This window comes from Achromobacter pestifer (assembly GCF_902859625.1).
GTDB lineage: Bacteria > Pseudomonadota > Gammaproteobacteria > Burkholderiales > Burkholderiaceae_B > Achromobacter > Achromobacter pestifer.
In genome coordinates this window covers 753032-766205 of record NZ_CADIJX010000001.1, presented here as the reverse complement: position 1 = coordinate 766205, position 13174 = coordinate 753032, and the positions used below count along the sequence as shown (strand labels likewise).

General features: G+C 62.3%; 11 protein-coding genes. 2 read left to right on the top strand and 9 right to left on the bottom strand.

The genetic code is table 11. From position 1 onward, the window contains the following. The first annotated feature begins 11 nt into the window (after positions 1-11). Positions 12-1646 carry an arylsulfatase gene (locus HV753_RS03340; protein WP_175172987.1) on the top strand — a complete coding sequence of 545 codons (1635 nt, stop codon included), beginning with the start codon at positions 12-14 and terminating at the stop codon, positions 1644-1646. A 77-nt stretch (positions 1647-1723) separates the two neighbouring features. Then, entirely contained in the window at positions 1724-4264 is a 2541-nt protein-coding gene (locus tag HV753_RS03335; protein WP_217481430.1) for a fused MFS/spermidine synthase, read from the top strand. A gap of 28 nt (positions 4265-4292) precedes the next feature. On the opposite strand, the gene HV753_RS03330 is transcribed toward HV753_RS03335, so the two are convergent. From HV753_RS03330 to HV753_RS03290, 9 genes are all read right to left on the bottom strand, one after another. Beyond that, positions 4293-5255 (bottom strand): sensor domain-containing diguanylate cyclase, encoded by a 963-nt coding sequence (locus HV753_RS03330; protein ID WP_175172986.1) that lies wholly within the window; start codon positions 5253-5255, stop codon positions 4293-4295. Between the two features lie 202 nt (positions 5256-5457). Then, positions 5458-5754 (bottom strand): hypothetical protein, encoded by a 297-nt coding sequence (locus tag HV753_RS03325; RefSeq protein ID WP_246288136.1) that lies wholly within the window; start codon positions 5752-5754, stop codon positions 5458-5460. A gap of 364 nt (positions 5755-6118) precedes the next feature. Continuing rightward, a complete protein-coding gene (locus HV753_RS03320) occupies positions 6119-6844 on the bottom strand; it encodes a hypothetical protein (RefSeq protein WP_246288135.1) in 726 nt (241 codons plus the stop codon). An 87-nt stretch (positions 6845-6931) separates the two neighbouring features. Then, positions 6932-7354 carry a DUF3995 domain-containing protein gene (locus HV753_RS03315; protein WP_175172984.1) on the bottom strand — a complete coding sequence of 141 codons (423 nt, stop codon included), beginning with the start codon at positions 7352-7354 and terminating at the stop codon, positions 6932-6934. A gap of 279 nt (positions 7355-7633) precedes the next feature. Continuing rightward, the gene (locus tag HV753_RS03310; protein WP_175173658.1) at positions 7634-8650 is read right to left on the bottom strand and encodes an XdhC family protein; all 1017 of its coding nucleotides are present in this window, start codon (positions 8648-8650) and stop codon (positions 7634-7636) included. Positions 8651-8681: 31 nt separating this feature from the next. Next, positions 8682-10973 (bottom strand): xanthine dehydrogenase family protein molybdopterin-binding subunit, encoded by a 2292-nt coding sequence (locus HV753_RS03305; protein WP_175172983.1) that lies wholly within the window; start codon positions 10971-10973, stop codon positions 8682-8684. Beyond that, a complete protein-coding gene (locus HV753_RS03300; protein ID WP_175172982.1) occupies positions 10970-11443 on the bottom strand; it encodes a (2Fe-2S)-binding protein in 474 nt (157 codons plus the stop codon). Before HV753_RS03300 ends, HV753_RS03305 begins: the two co-directional genes overlap by 4 nt. Before the next feature lie 131 nt (positions 11444-11574). Beyond that, positions 11575-12090 carry a MarR family winged helix-turn-helix transcriptional regulator gene (locus tag HV753_RS03295; RefSeq protein WP_175172981.1) on the bottom strand — a complete coding sequence of 172 codons (516 nt, stop codon included), beginning with the start codon at positions 12088-12090 and terminating at the stop codon, positions 11575-11577. Further along, the gene (locus tag HV753_RS03290) at positions 12091-13113 is read right to left on the bottom strand and encodes an NADP-dependent oxidoreductase (RefSeq protein ID WP_175172980.1); all 1023 of its coding nucleotides are present in this window, start codon (positions 13111-13113) and stop codon (positions 12091-12093) included. It lies immediately after the preceding gene. Between the last annotated feature and the right edge of the window lie 61 nt (positions 13114-13174).

Below are 13174 nucleotides of genomic sequence, written 5' to 3'. Positions count from 1 at the left end.
GGAGAGCAGTCATGAAAGCAAGACGATGGTTGGGCGCGGCGCTGGTGGCCGCGAGCGGACTTGCGGTGATGGGAGGTGCATACGCACAGGCCCAGAATGCGCAATCTAGCCCTCAGGAGCAAACGTCAGGCAAGAAGCCGAATATCCTCGTGATCTTTGGTGATGACATCGGGCAGGGCAACATCAGCGCGTACACGAAAGGAGTCGTGGGCTACAGGACGCCCAATATCGACCGCATCGCCAACGAGGGCGCGATCTTCACCGACTACTACGCCGAAAACAGTTGCACGGCAGGTCGTTCCACATTCATCACCGGTCAGTCTGCCCGCCGTACCGGCTTGTCGAAGGTCGGCATCCCGGGTGCACCGGTGGGGTTGCAGGACCGCGACATCACGATTGCGCAGGCCTTGAAGGGACAAGGCTACAACACGGCGCAATTCGGCAAGAACCACCTGGGCGACCGCGACGAGTATCTGCCGACCAAGCATGGTTTCGACGAGTTCTTCGGCAACCTGTATCACTTGAACGCTGAAGAGGAACCGGAACGTCCTTACTTCCCCAAGGATTCCAAGGATCCCGTCATCAAGGCCTATATGCCGCGTGGCGTGATCAAGGCGTCGGCGGACGGCAAGATCGAGGACACCGGTGCGCTGACGACCAAACGCATGGAAACCATCGACGATGAGACCGTGGGTGCGGCGCTGGATTATCTGGACAAGCACGGCAAGGCGGACAAGCCCTTCTTCCTCTGGATGAACACCACCCGCATGCACCTGTTCACCCATATCCGGCCTGAACACCGGGGCAAGAGCGGCATGGCAGGCAACGACTACGCTGACGGCATGTGGGAGCATGACCAGGATGTCGGCAAGCTGCTGAAGAAACTGGACGACTTGGGCATTGCCAAGGACACGATCGTGATCTACACGACGGACAACGGGCCCAACCAGTTCAGTTGGCCCGATGCGGCCACCACGCCATTCCGCAGCGAGAAGGACACCAACTGGGAGGGTGCCTTCCGCGTTCCGGCGATGATCCGATGGCCGGGGCACATCGAGCCGGGCACGATCAAGAACGACATCGTCTCGGGCATGGATTGGTTCCCGACGCTGTTGGCCGCCGCTGGCGACGATGGGGTGAAGGAACGGTTGCTCAAGGGATGGCGGCCTAACGGCGCCAATCGGGACTTCAAGGTGCACCTGGACGGCTACAACCAACTGGCGTACCTGACCGGCAAGAGCGACAAGAGCGCGCGCGAGGACTTCTACTACTTCAACGATGACGGCTTGCTGGTCGCCATGCGGTTCGAGAACTGGAAGGTTGTGTTCTGCGAACAGAAGTCGCCTGGCGGATTCGCGGTGTGGAAGGAGCCGTTCGTCTGCCTGCGCGTGCCCAAGGTGTTCAACCTGCGCATGGACCCGTATGAACGCGCCGACATCGTTTCCGATCAGTACAACGACTGGATAACGAAGAACGCCTACCTGGCGTTTATCGGCTCTGCGAAGGCCGGGTCGTTCCTGGAGACCTTCATCGATTGGCCGCCCAGCCAGAATCCGCCCAGCTTCAGTACCGATCAGGTGCAGAAGGAAGTGGACAAGAAGATCGAAGAGTACTTCGAGCAGCAAGCGAAAAAGCAGGGTAAGTAAGGCAGCATGGGGCGGGGCGCGGCTTTGTGGCTGCGCCTGCCCCTGCTAATTTGGCGGGCCCCTAGGAGGACAACACAATGAATGCATCCGCGCGCCCGTTGAACGCGATTCCTGCGGCAGGGGCGGCCTCGCTTCCACGCACGGCCTTGTGGCCGGCGGCAGCGCTGTTGGCCTTGTCCGGCGTGGCGTCCTTGATCTTCCAGATTATCTGGATCAAACAGCTTTCGTTGATCGTTGGTGTCGAAGTGCACGCGATCGCGGCTGCGGTCGGTGCATTCTTTTTGGGGCTGGCTGCGGGCAGCTGGGTGCTGGGACGCCGGGCGGACCAGTCCGCAAGGCCGTTCCTGCTGTACGCGGGAATTGAAGTGGCCATCGCAGCCCTGGGCGTTGGCGTGACCGTTCTGTTGGCGTTCGGTGCGCCAGCTTTTGCACGCGGCGAGGCATTCAGCCCATTGCTGGCGTGGCTTGCCGTCGTACTGGTCGTCGGCATTGCACCGTTCTTCATGGGCGGCACCTTGCCGGTCCTGCTGCGTGCAACCGGCGCGGGGCGGGTCGGCCGGGCAGGCGCCGCGCTCTATGCCGCCAATACGGGCGGCGCGATCATCGGCGCATTGCTTCCCGCTTTTCTCTTGATCCCCGCGCTTGGCGTGCGCGGTGCGGCGTGGGCGGCTGCCAGCCTGAACTTGGCAGCCGCGCTGGGCGCCTGGTCGCTGGACCGGAAATCCCGGCCCGCCGCTGGCGAAGCGCTGCCGCCAAGCGTGAAATCGCCAGCGCTGGCCTTGCCTCGCGAAGCGTGGGCGGCGCTGGGGCTTTACGCGGCCGCGGGCGCGGTGGCCATGGGTTATGAAGTGCTTTGGTCGCAGATGGTGGTGCCGTTCATGAGCACGCGGGCATTCGCGTTCTCGATCGTGCTGGCGGTCTATCTTGCCGGCTTGGCGGCGGGTGCGGCGCTATACGCCCGATGCGAACGCTGGCTGGGCGACCCTTGGCGCGTTTTCGGGTTCCTCGTGGCTGGCGCGGGCTTGATCGCCTTGGTCGAAGCTGCGCTGCTGGGACGCTGGTTGATCAGCGCTCAAAGCCTGGCCGAGGCGTCCATCCTGCGCTGGACCGAAAGCGATATGGCCGGCATGAGCGGACGGTTCGCCGTGGCGGCTAGCGCCGTCGTGCTGTTGCCTACGTTGCTGCTGGGCGCGGCCTTTCCCGCCGTATTGCGCATCGCCGTGCCGCCGGAGCGCCGAGGGCAGGGCGCGGGCGCGGTGCTGGCCTCGAACACGCTGGGCGGCATCGCCGGAACGGCGGTGACAGGGTTCCTGTTGCTGCCTTACCTTGGCACGGTGCGCAGCCTGGCGTTGTTGACGGTCATCGCCTGCTGCATCGGCGTTGCGGCAATATGGCGCGCGCAGTCGGCATCGCCGTTGGCAAAGGGCCTGGGCGTGGCATTCGCGGGCGCGGCTGTCATCTTGGGCATTGCCGTGCCGGTCGATCACCTGGCCCGCCTCTTGCCGGGCGCGCAAGGCGGCAATTTGGTCTTTTACGAAGAGAACCACGGCGGCACGGTCGCGGTGGTCCAGCAAGGGAAGGGCGACCAGCGTTTCCATCGCCTGTATATCCAGGGCGTGTCCAACTCCGGCGACGCGATGCCGTCGCTGCGCTATATGCGCTTGCAAGCGCTATTGCCGTTGATCGTGCACGCCGGTGAACCCCGCTCCGCCTTGGTGATCGGCTACGGCACCGGTATCACGGCGGGCGCATTGTCGCGCTATCCCGGCCTGGAACGCAGGGTGGTCGCCGAACTGCTTCCCGGCGTGCTTCACGCCGCGCCTCTGTTCAAGGGCAGCTATGGCGCATCGACAGACCCGGGCCTGGAAGTACGGCTGAAAGACGGGCGGCGGGAACTGTTGGGCAGCGCCGAGCGCTATGACCTCATCACCCTCGAGCCGCCTCCGCCATCGGCCGCGGGCGTCGTCAATCTCTACTCGCAGGATTTCTATTCCCTTGCGGCCGCGCGGCTGAACCCCCAAGGCATCGTCGCTCAGTGGCTGCCGCTGCCCACGCAGAATCTGGAAGACACCCGCGCGCTGGTCGCCAGTTTCATCAACGTGTTCCCGCACGCATCCCTTTGGACGACCGAGTTCCATGAAATGCTGATGGTGGGTTCGATGGCCCCGCTGCCGTTGGATCCCGCCCGCATCGCGGCCAGATTCACCGCCCCCAACGTGAAAACCGCGCTTGCCGAGGTCGGTATCGCGTCGCCGGCCGCGCTACTGGCCCTTTGGGTCACCGACCGCGACGGCCTGGCGCGCTTTGCCGGCCAGACGCCTCCCGTCACCGATGACCGGCCAGCGATCGAATACGCGACCTGGGTACGGCCGCGCGAAGTCGTCCGTACATTGCCGGCCTTGCTTTCCGCAAGAGGCCAACCGCCATTGGGTCGGGCGGATGCTGAATTGACGCGGGAAATCGATCGCGAGCGCAACGTGCTGGATTTGTTCTACCAAAGTGCGTTGGCGGCCTATGAAGGGGATCGAAACGAATGGGCCCGCAACGCGGCCGCACTGGCGACGGCCAGCCGCGACAATGCCTATTTACGCTGGTTCACCCGCGGGAAAGCCGAATAGGACGCCTTCGGGATTGGAGAGCCCCAGGTCAACTTGGAAGGGCCCTATCTTCCAACTGCACATGCTCTATGCGGTGGCGCCCGTTGTTCTTGGCCGCATAGAGCTGCTGATCCACGGCTTTGATGAAGCCAGCACGCGCTATCTGCCCATCTGGCATCACGGTGCCCGCTCCTATGCTGACAGTGATTTGCCTGCCATGCGGCGACAGCGCATGCACGATGGACTTCTTCTGGAGCAATCGTTGGCAGCGTTCAGCGACTTTCAGCGCCACTTCGGCATCGGCTTCGGGCAGCAGCACGACAAACTCTTCACCACCGTAGCGCGCAACAAGATCGCGAGGGCCATCCAGTGCCAGACTCAGCGTCTGAGCGATATCCACCAAGCACTTGTCACCCTGAGTGTGGCCATACAAATCGTTGTATTGCTTGAAAAAATCGACGTCGAGCAACAATATGGACAGGGGTTGGCCTTCGCTCTGCGCACGGTCCCATTCCAATTCGAAACTACTATCAAAGCGACGCCGGTTGGCAATATTCGTCAAGCCATCCTTGAAGGACAGCACTTCCAACTCTTTTTGCAAGCTCAGCAGCTTTTCCTCGGTCTTCTTGCGTTCGGTGATGTCAAACATGAAGCCGATCAGTGCTTCGGTTTCGCCTTTGTCATTGCGCACTACGTGCACCACGTCGCGAATCCACACGTAGCCGTTGTCCTTGGTCAGCGCCCGGTAGTCCGCCTCGTGGTCGACGCCGGCCTGCGATTGGGTGACGCAGAAATTCGCCACATATTCGCGGTCCTCGGGATGCATGCGCATGGCCCAGTCCTCCACGCTCACCCAACTATCAGTGCTCCAGCCCAGCAGCGCCTCAATCTGGGGGCCGATATAGGCGAATTTCATGGTGGCCCAATCGATCTTCCACGGAATTGCCTTGGTCGACTCCAACAACGTTCTGTACAACGCGGTGTCATTGCTAAGCGGGCCTACGTCGGGCATAACCAATCCTTCATCGATCGATCTCAACGAGCGACTGTAGCCTGAAGCCGTCGACCCCGGAAGCTTATTGAACGACCGCCTCTGGCCGGGAGTTGACCCATGCGGACGCCGGCTCTCGACCCGAAGCGGCCGTTCGGCAGTTGCGTGTCTGTCAGGAACCCCGGCTTCCAGCTGTGTTCCGAATAGTTTCGGGACGCTCGCCCTACAGGGTCGGTTGTGGAGTAGGGGTGTCTTTCGGTAGCGTGCCCGAAATGCGTTTTGGGCAATCCGAAATCCCCCATTTGGTCACGACACCCTTTTCGATCATGAATTTCTCTATGCATACGTGGTATGCGGAGACTGGGCCCCAGATCTCTTCGTACGAAATGATTTTTGCGCCGCTTTCAAGCGTATAGCTCTTTTTGGGCGGTCCCCACTTGGAAATCAATTGCTCTTCCGTGCTGCCGACCCAAGGTGCATTGACGTCGTTGTAGGTTTTGTTCCGAGTGCCCATCAGCATGTTCATCTGTCCAGAGGTACATCCCGCGAGTAGTGATGACAAGACGACAAGCAGTGCTAATTTTCTCATTTTGACTGTTATCCCAAGGTTCCATCGTTGAGAGATGGGTGCTTTTTGACGGGCACGCCATCGGAAGAGCTCTCCACGTGCCGATAACTTCCCCGACGCAAATCTGGCCGCGAAGTGCTCGCATTTATTTATTTTGGGCGTCAATGTATCAGAAACCCAGGCGCCCTGCGGCTCGGAGCCATCGAGGAGCACAGGCTAGCGCCCTGGGTTCAGGGCAAGGACCAATCATTGAAAGCGGGGGGCCGCCAGTGCCCGGGCCGCCCTGAAAACGGGACCAGTTCCCTCCGTTCTGCATTCACTTGCGTTGAACGTCGCCAGCGATCTTCCTGGCCGTGAGTGTCATGGTGAAGAACTCGCTACGTTTGTCGGCCGGTACGGCGTCGAGTTGTTCCCTTCCATAATCGGTATGTTGCCCCTGCCCGAAGCGGGGGTAATACCCTTTCCAGAAATAGCGCGCCTGTGTATCGCCCGCGAACGCTTTTTTCGCAGGCAGCCCGGCTACGAATCGCGTATCGGCGATGTCCGCCCGCGCTTGCAAAGCGACGCGGGCCTCCGTCAATGCCCAATGGCATACCCCGCGCCCGTAATAGTCCTCATTGAGCAGCAGGTCGGCATACACGGTGCCCACGTACTCGGTAGCGGATATACGGGAAAGGCGGAACGGTTCGTGGCTGGACAATGTCGGCACGTGGCCGGACAGGGCGTTGGATTTTCCACAGCGGGCGCCGTTGCTGGCGTCGAACTGCAAAGTGCCCTCTACTACCGTAAACGGCGATTTGCCGTCGGCTGCGCTTGAGAGATCCGACGCATTGGAAAGTGTCAGTCGTATCTCATAGGCCTGTGTCGGCGCGGGGTTCAGCTTGCGCAGCGGTGGCGCGGATGCGTTGGCAGGAGCACGAACCCCGGCCGCAGTATTGCCGTCGTTCGCGCCGCAGCCGACACTGGCCAGAAGGGCTAACGGGAGGAATGTCCAGCGCATGGCCTGCGCCGAGAAATATTTAAGGGAAAACGACAGCGTCATAGTTTCCGATGCGAGGTATTTATTATCAAAGTTTGCCACGAAACTGAACGTCTGTTTGTGGCCGAGCGCCGCTGACCCGTTACTCTCTCATCCCTGCCAGACAGTGGCCGCCACGCCGGCGGCCAGCAGCAGGCACAGTGGTGAAAACACGCGCGTGTCCAGCCGGGCGAAGGGCTCGCCGCCAAATCGCTTGAACAATCCCACGTAGCGGAAGTCACCAATGGCCCGCCCCAGCAGAGCCAGCGCCAGCACAGCGCCAACCCAGCGTAGCCAGGTCGGCGCGCCAAGTGTGCTCAGTAAGCCCGCGTTGACCGCAACGAGCCCGGCAAACGCCATCAATGCCAAACCCACCACGAATGTCCCCAGAGCAGACGGCCGAAACAGGGGCTTTCCGTCTTTAACAGGCAAGGCGATCAGGTAGGCCACGCGACCGCCCAGGGCCCAATAGATGTGCCATAGCGACAGCACGACGAACACGGCACAGGTCAAGGCGGCAATGATGGCTTGCATGATGATCTCAGAAAGTTGGCACCCGCGTGATTGTGCGCCGGAATTACTGAGAATGACCGGTAGGGACGAGTTGGTCATTGGCAGCGAGCACATTGCAAGGGAGTGGATGCATTACATTCTCGGAGCCGCGGCGGAGCCGTCCGCCGGTTCCGTAAGATTGTCCAGCGCTACCTGTGATCGCCGAATCAAGGCATCGCGGGCGTGAAGCGCCGCGACAGCTCCAACCGTCAGCAGCGTGATGGCCGTCCCGATCCCGAAGAATGGCGACCGGATCATGTATCAGGCGACGGAGGTTGTCTGCTGGCGTTTTGCCTGTTCGACGGAGAGCGCGGCCGGTAGAGCAACCCCGTTCTTGATCGCGAGGATCTCTGCCATGATGCTTACAGCGATCTCGGCTGGGGTCCGGCTGCCAATATAGATGCCGACCGGCGCATGTAATCGCTCCAGAGAGGTGGCGGTTTCGCCAAAGTGCTCAATGAAGCGCTCCCTGCGGCTATTTGTGTTGCGGCGCGAGCCGATGGCGCCTACGTAGAAGGCGGGGCTGTGAAGCGCTTCCAAGAGCGCAAGATCGTCCAGCTTGGGATCGTGGCTAAGGGCGACGATGCAGGTGCGCGTGTCGGGCTCAAGGGCGAGCACGGCATCATCAGGCATGTCACGGGTGATATGTACGCCCGGCACGGACCAGTTGCCCTGGTGTTCAATCCGCGGGTCGCACACCGTCACTGAAAAGTCATTGAACAGGGCCATGGTGGCCAGGTATTCCGCCAATACGCCGGCGCCGATGAGCAGCATTCGGTACTGCGGCCCCAGGGTGCAGGAGAACGTCACGCCATCGAACTGCACCGCCTCTGGCGCCAAAGCAGGGGTCAATGTCACCGCACCCGTGGCTACGCAGATGCTGCGCCGGATGAGTTGCCCAGATTCAAGCCGCCGTACCAGGGCGTCAAGCGTTTCGAAATCCGGTTGAAACTCCAGCAGGAGCTCCAGCGTGCCGCCGCAAGGCAGGCCGAACCGGTGCGCTTCGTCGGTTGTAATCCCATAGCGCACCAGTTCGGGAGTGCTTTGCGCAATGGCGCCGTCGCCATAGGCGCGGGTGTATCGGTGAACCAGATCGTCTTCGATGCAGCCGCCGGATACGGACCCGACGCAGCGCCCGTCCTCACGCAGCGCCATCATGGAGCCGACAGGGCGCGGAGAAGATCCCCAGGTCTTGACGACCGTAGCCAGCAGCAGCCGGTGCCCCTCGGCATGCCACGACCGGGCTTCTCGCAATACACGAACGTCGACAGTTTCCACGCTGACGGTAGGTGGTTCCATGTGCGTGCCGTCAGGCGACTCTGCGCACGGGCAGATTGCGAATCCGCTTTCCGGTTGCGGCGAATATGGCATTGCATAGCGCAGGCGCCACGGGCGGAACCGGCGGTTCGCCCACGCCGCCGGGGGGCAGAGCGTGATCGTCGTTGACCAGATGCGTTCGGATCACTCGCGGCGACGCATTGTGGCGCAGCACTTCGTAATCATGGAAATTGCTTTGCTTCACGCGGCCTTTCTCGAAGGTGATTTCGCTGGTGAGCGCAAGGCTCAGGCCCATGATGGCGCCGCCTTCCATTTGCGCGCGAATGCGTTCGGGGTTGATCTGCGGGCCGCAGTCCATCGCCATGTCGACAGCAACGATGCGTACCTCGCCCTTCTCGTCTACGGCCACCTCGACCACGGTGGCTGTGTAGCTCATGAAGCTATAGCAGAATGCCAGGCCAAGGCCATGGCCCTTGGGCAGTGTCCGGCCCCATTCGGCTCCTTTGCACGCGGCTTCGATCACGCCGCGCAGGCGGCCCGTGTCGTAAGGGTAGCGTTCGGGCGATTCCGAGTAATTCCAGGTGTCGGCCAACGTGCCCGGATCGATTTGACGCGCCGGACCGATAAGGTCAAGCGCGAAATCCTTGGGATCCTTGCCCGCGCGCTCGGCCAATTCGGCAATGAAGCATTGCGCCGCGAAGGCATGAGGGATGTTGGCGACCGAGCGGAACCATCCGATGCGGGCATGGGCCTCTACTTCGGCAGTTTCCACCCGGACGTTCGGAATGCGGTACGGCATGTTGATGGCCGACATTGCCGACTCGAACATCTGCTGGCCCTTGGCTCCCTCGGAGAAGAGAGAGGCGATGGTGGGAGCGGCGCTGCGGTGCAGCCATGATTGGACTTGTCCGTTCTTGTCCAGGACGGCCTCCAAGCGCTCGACCGACACGGTGTGCAGATAATCATGGTGAATGTCGTCTTCGCGCGTCCACACCAGCTTGACCGGCGTGCCTTCGGGCATGGCGTGGGCGACAATGGCGGCCTCGTCCACGAAGTCGGGCTTGGACTTGCGGCCAAACCCTCCCCCCAGCAGCAGGACATTTACCTTGACCTTGGCGGGGTCCAGCTTCAGTCGGGCCGCCACCGCATCTCGCGCGGCGATGGGGTTCTGAATAGAGGTCCAGACTTCGGCGTTGCCGCCTTTTATCTGGACGGTGGCTACCGGCGGTTCCATCGAAGCGTGGGCCAGATGGGGTACATAGTATTCAGCGGCCAGGCGCTCGGTTTCGGGAGCTTTCGCCCAGACTTGTGCCACGTCGCCTTGATTGCGTATCGCCTTGCCGGATTCACGTGCAGCCGACTCCAGCGCCTGGTGATAGGCGGCCGAGTCGTAGCCGCCGTTAGGTCCGTCGTCCCATTCGATTTCCAGCGCATCGCGGCCCTGCCGGGCGGCCCAGGTGTTACGCGCGACGACCGCGACGCCGCCTAAGGGCTGGAATGCCGGAGCGCCTTGCATCGGGGGGATTTCCACGACCTTCAGCACCCCGGGAACGGCCAGCGCCCGAGTGCTGTCGAAGCGACGCAGCTTGCCTCCGACGACAGGCGGGCGTGCCACGACGGCATAGACCATGCCGGGCAGGCGCATATCCATGCCGTAGCTCGCCTGGCCTTTCCCGATGGCTTCCAGGTCTACGAGCCGGACCTGGTCTTTTCCGATGTAGCGGAACTCACTGCGGTCCTTGAGTTTGAGCGCATCGCCGGTGGGAACGGGCTGCCGCGCCGCGTCGGCGGCAAGCTCGCCGTATGCCAAACGGCGCCCGGACGGCGGGTGCAGCACCTCATGCTGAACCGCCTTGACTTCGGCAAGCGGAACGGACCACCGCGCCGCGGCTGCTGCCTCCAGCATCTGCCGGGCCGCCGCTCCGACGCGCCGCATGGGCATCAGGAAGTGGCGCACGCTTCGCGAACCATCCACATTCTGGTTCCCATAGCGCACTTCATCGGCCTGCGCCTGGATGACCTTTACGCGGTCCCAGCGCGCTTCCATCTCGTCGGCGACCACCATGGGCAGGCTGGTGCGGACTCCTGTGCCCATTTCTGCTCGATGCGCAACGATGGTAACGGTGCCGTCCGGGGCGATGCTGACGAAAATCAGCGGGTCGTCGACGGTGCCGCCGGGCATGCTGTCGGCGCCATACTTCTGAGCGGCGGCCTCCGCCGCCCAGACTGTCGTGATGAACCCCTTGGATGTGATCGCCAGCGTAAGCGCGCCCAGGCTGCCCTGTAGAAAGCCACGTCGGGAAAGTTGAGCGGTGAGCGTCATTGCTTGTCTCCCTGGGCCAGGCGCTTGGCCGCTTGCTGGATGGCGGCGCGGATGCGGGGGTAGGTACCGCAGCGGCAGATATTGCCGCTCATGGCGTCTTCGATATCTTGGTCAGTAGGCTGGGGAGCGGTTTTGAGCAGGCTGACTGCGGTCATGATCTGGCCTGCCTGGCAGTAGCCGCATTGAGCAACATTTTGCTCTATCCAGGCTTGCTGCACCGCCCGGCCGACAGCATCTGACTCTATCCCTTCGATAGTGGTGATGCTGTGGCCTGCCGCAGCTGAGAGGGGGGTTACGCAGGAACGGATTGGCGCGCCGTCCATATGCACGGTACAGGCGCCGCACAATGCCATGCCACATCCAAACTTGGTGCCGGTCATGCCGAGCTCGTCTCTCAGGGTCCAGAGCAAGGGCGTTTCGCCCGGGACGTCGACGTCCTTCGCCTGGCCGTTGATTTGAAGTTGGGTCATAGCGGAATCCTTAATGGGCGGGCAGGGCGGGCCGTGCCTTGCTTTAGACGTGAGTAAACCACCTCTTTATATCGGAATTCCGCCTGGAAATTGCAAACAAATTTAATACTTTCACTAATAGGCCTATGTCGTCAACGCTCTTGGAACAGATCTCGAGTGACGGTTACTGGCTGACCGCCGTCATCCTGAGTTGTGCCGAACGCCAGCAGATTGCGCTTGACCAACCCCAGCATGTCGGCAAGTTGATGGCGCTGTTCGACGCTGAGCCCTTGCAGGATCGCTTCGCTCATGACGTCGCTCTTGACGCGCATGCGGTCAATCATGGCGCGGCCCTCGGGCGTCAGCAGGACAAGCTTGGTGCGGCGGTCCTGGCCGTCGGCGCCGCGGCGCACGAAGCCTAGTGACTCCAGCCGATCCACCAGGCCGCCGAGTGCGGCGCGGCCCAGGTCCAGCACGTCGGCCAACTCGCTTTGCGACATGCCGTCATGGCGCGACAGGTGCGCCATGACCCACCATTGTGACCGCGTGATGCCCTCGGGCTTCATGACTTCGTCGAACACCTTGCGGCGCAGGCGCGAGACGTCGTGCATCAGAAAGCCCAGCCGCTGGTCCCAGTTCTCGTTTCCTGCCGCCGTCTTTGTTGTCATTCACACATCCTCCAGCCGAATAAGCCGCTTGCCCATGTTCTTGCCCTGGTACAGGTCGGCGATTGATCCCGGCGCGGCTTCGATGCCATCCAGGATCTCTTCGCGATAACGCAGTTTGCCTTGCCGCACCAAAGGCGCCAGCACGCCGATGGCTTCCTCGTATCGGTGCTCGTAGTCCCACACCAGAAACCCCTGCATGCGCGCCGCCTTGTTCAGCAGATGGCGTTCGATGCGCGGGCCGGTGGGCCACGGGTCCCAGCTGGCGACCGATGCCGTGCCGCAGACGACGATGCGGGCATGGCGGTTGATCAGCGGGATGACCGTGTCGCTGATGCGACCGGACGTGTTGTCGAAGTACACGTCCACGCCCTCGGGGCAGGCGGCGGCCAGGGCGTCCGCCATCTGGGGCGAATGGTAGTCCAAGGCGGCGTCGTAGCCGAACTCTTCGACGCACAGCCGCGTCTTGTCCTCGCCACCCGCAATGCCGACCGCGCGGCAGCCCTGGTGGCGGGCCAACTGTCCGGCCACTGATCCCACCGCGCCCGCCGCTGTCGATACCACAACGGTGTTGCCGGGTTTGGGCTCGCCGCAGGCGTTCAGCGCGAAGTAGGCGGTGACGCCGTTCAGGCCCAGGACGCCCAGCGATAGCGACAGGGGCAGATCGATTTCACGGACTTTGCGGCGGATGTCGTGGCCGTCGGAGACGGCGTAGTCCTGCCAGCCCAGCAAGCCCATGACGAGGTCGCCTTCGGCGTAGTCCGGGTGCCGCGAGGCGATGACGCGGCCCGCGGAAAAAGCGCGCATGACTTCACCGATCGCGACCGGGGCGGAGTAGTTGGCGGCGGCATTGACCCAGCCGCGCATGGCCGGGTCGACCGACAGATACAGATTGCGGACCAGGATCTCGCCATCCTTGGGTTCGGGGATGGCGGCCTCGCGCAACGCGAAGTGCGAGGCCTGGGGAATGCCCATCGGGCGCTCCTTCAGTACGACCTGCCGATTGACCTGTTGTCGACCTTGCATGGGGTGTCTCCTTGGGGTTGTTCCTAATATAGTATGGATGCATACAGTATGTTAGCGTTCA

Excerpts from the sequence above, each read along its gene's own strand:
- HV753_RS03340 (WP_175172987.1), top strand. The coding sequence starts at position 12 with ATGAAAGCAAGACGATGGTTGGGCGCGGCGCTGGTGGCCGCGAGCGGA.
- HV753_RS03335 (WP_217481430.1), top strand. The coding sequence starts at position 1,724 with ATGAATGCATCCGCGCGCCCGTTGAACGCGATTCCTGCGGCAGGGGCG.
- HV753_RS03330 (WP_175172986.1), bottom strand. The coding sequence starts at position 5,255 with ATGCCCGACGTAGGCCCGCTTAGCAATGACACCGCGTTGTACAGAACG.
- HV753_RS03325 (WP_246288136.1), bottom strand. The coding sequence starts at position 5,754 with ATGCTGATGGGCACTCGGAACAAAACCTACAACGACGTCAATGCACCT.
- HV753_RS03320 (WP_246288135.1), bottom strand. The coding sequence starts at position 6,844 with ATGACGCTGTCGTTTTCCCTTAAATATTTCTCGGCGCAGGCCATGCGC.
- HV753_RS03315 (WP_175172984.1), bottom strand. The coding sequence starts at position 7,354 with ATGCAAGCCATCATTGCCGCCTTGACCTGTGCCGTGTTCGTCGTGCTG.
- HV753_RS03305 (WP_175172983.1), bottom strand. The coding sequence starts at position 10,973 with ATGACGCTCACCGCTCAACTTTCCCGACGTGGCTTTCTACAGGGCAGC.
- HV753_RS03300 (WP_175172982.1), bottom strand. The coding sequence starts at position 11,443 with ATGACCCAACTTCAAATCAACGGCCAGGCGAAGGACGTCGACGTCCCG.
- HV753_RS03295 (WP_175172981.1), bottom strand. The coding sequence starts at position 12,090 with ATGACAACAAAGACGGCGGCAGGAAACGAGAACTGGGACCAGCGGCTG.
- HV753_RS03290 (WP_175172980.1), bottom strand. The coding sequence starts at position 13,113 with ATGCAAGGTCGACAACAGGTCAATCGGCAGGTCGTACTGAAGGAGCGC.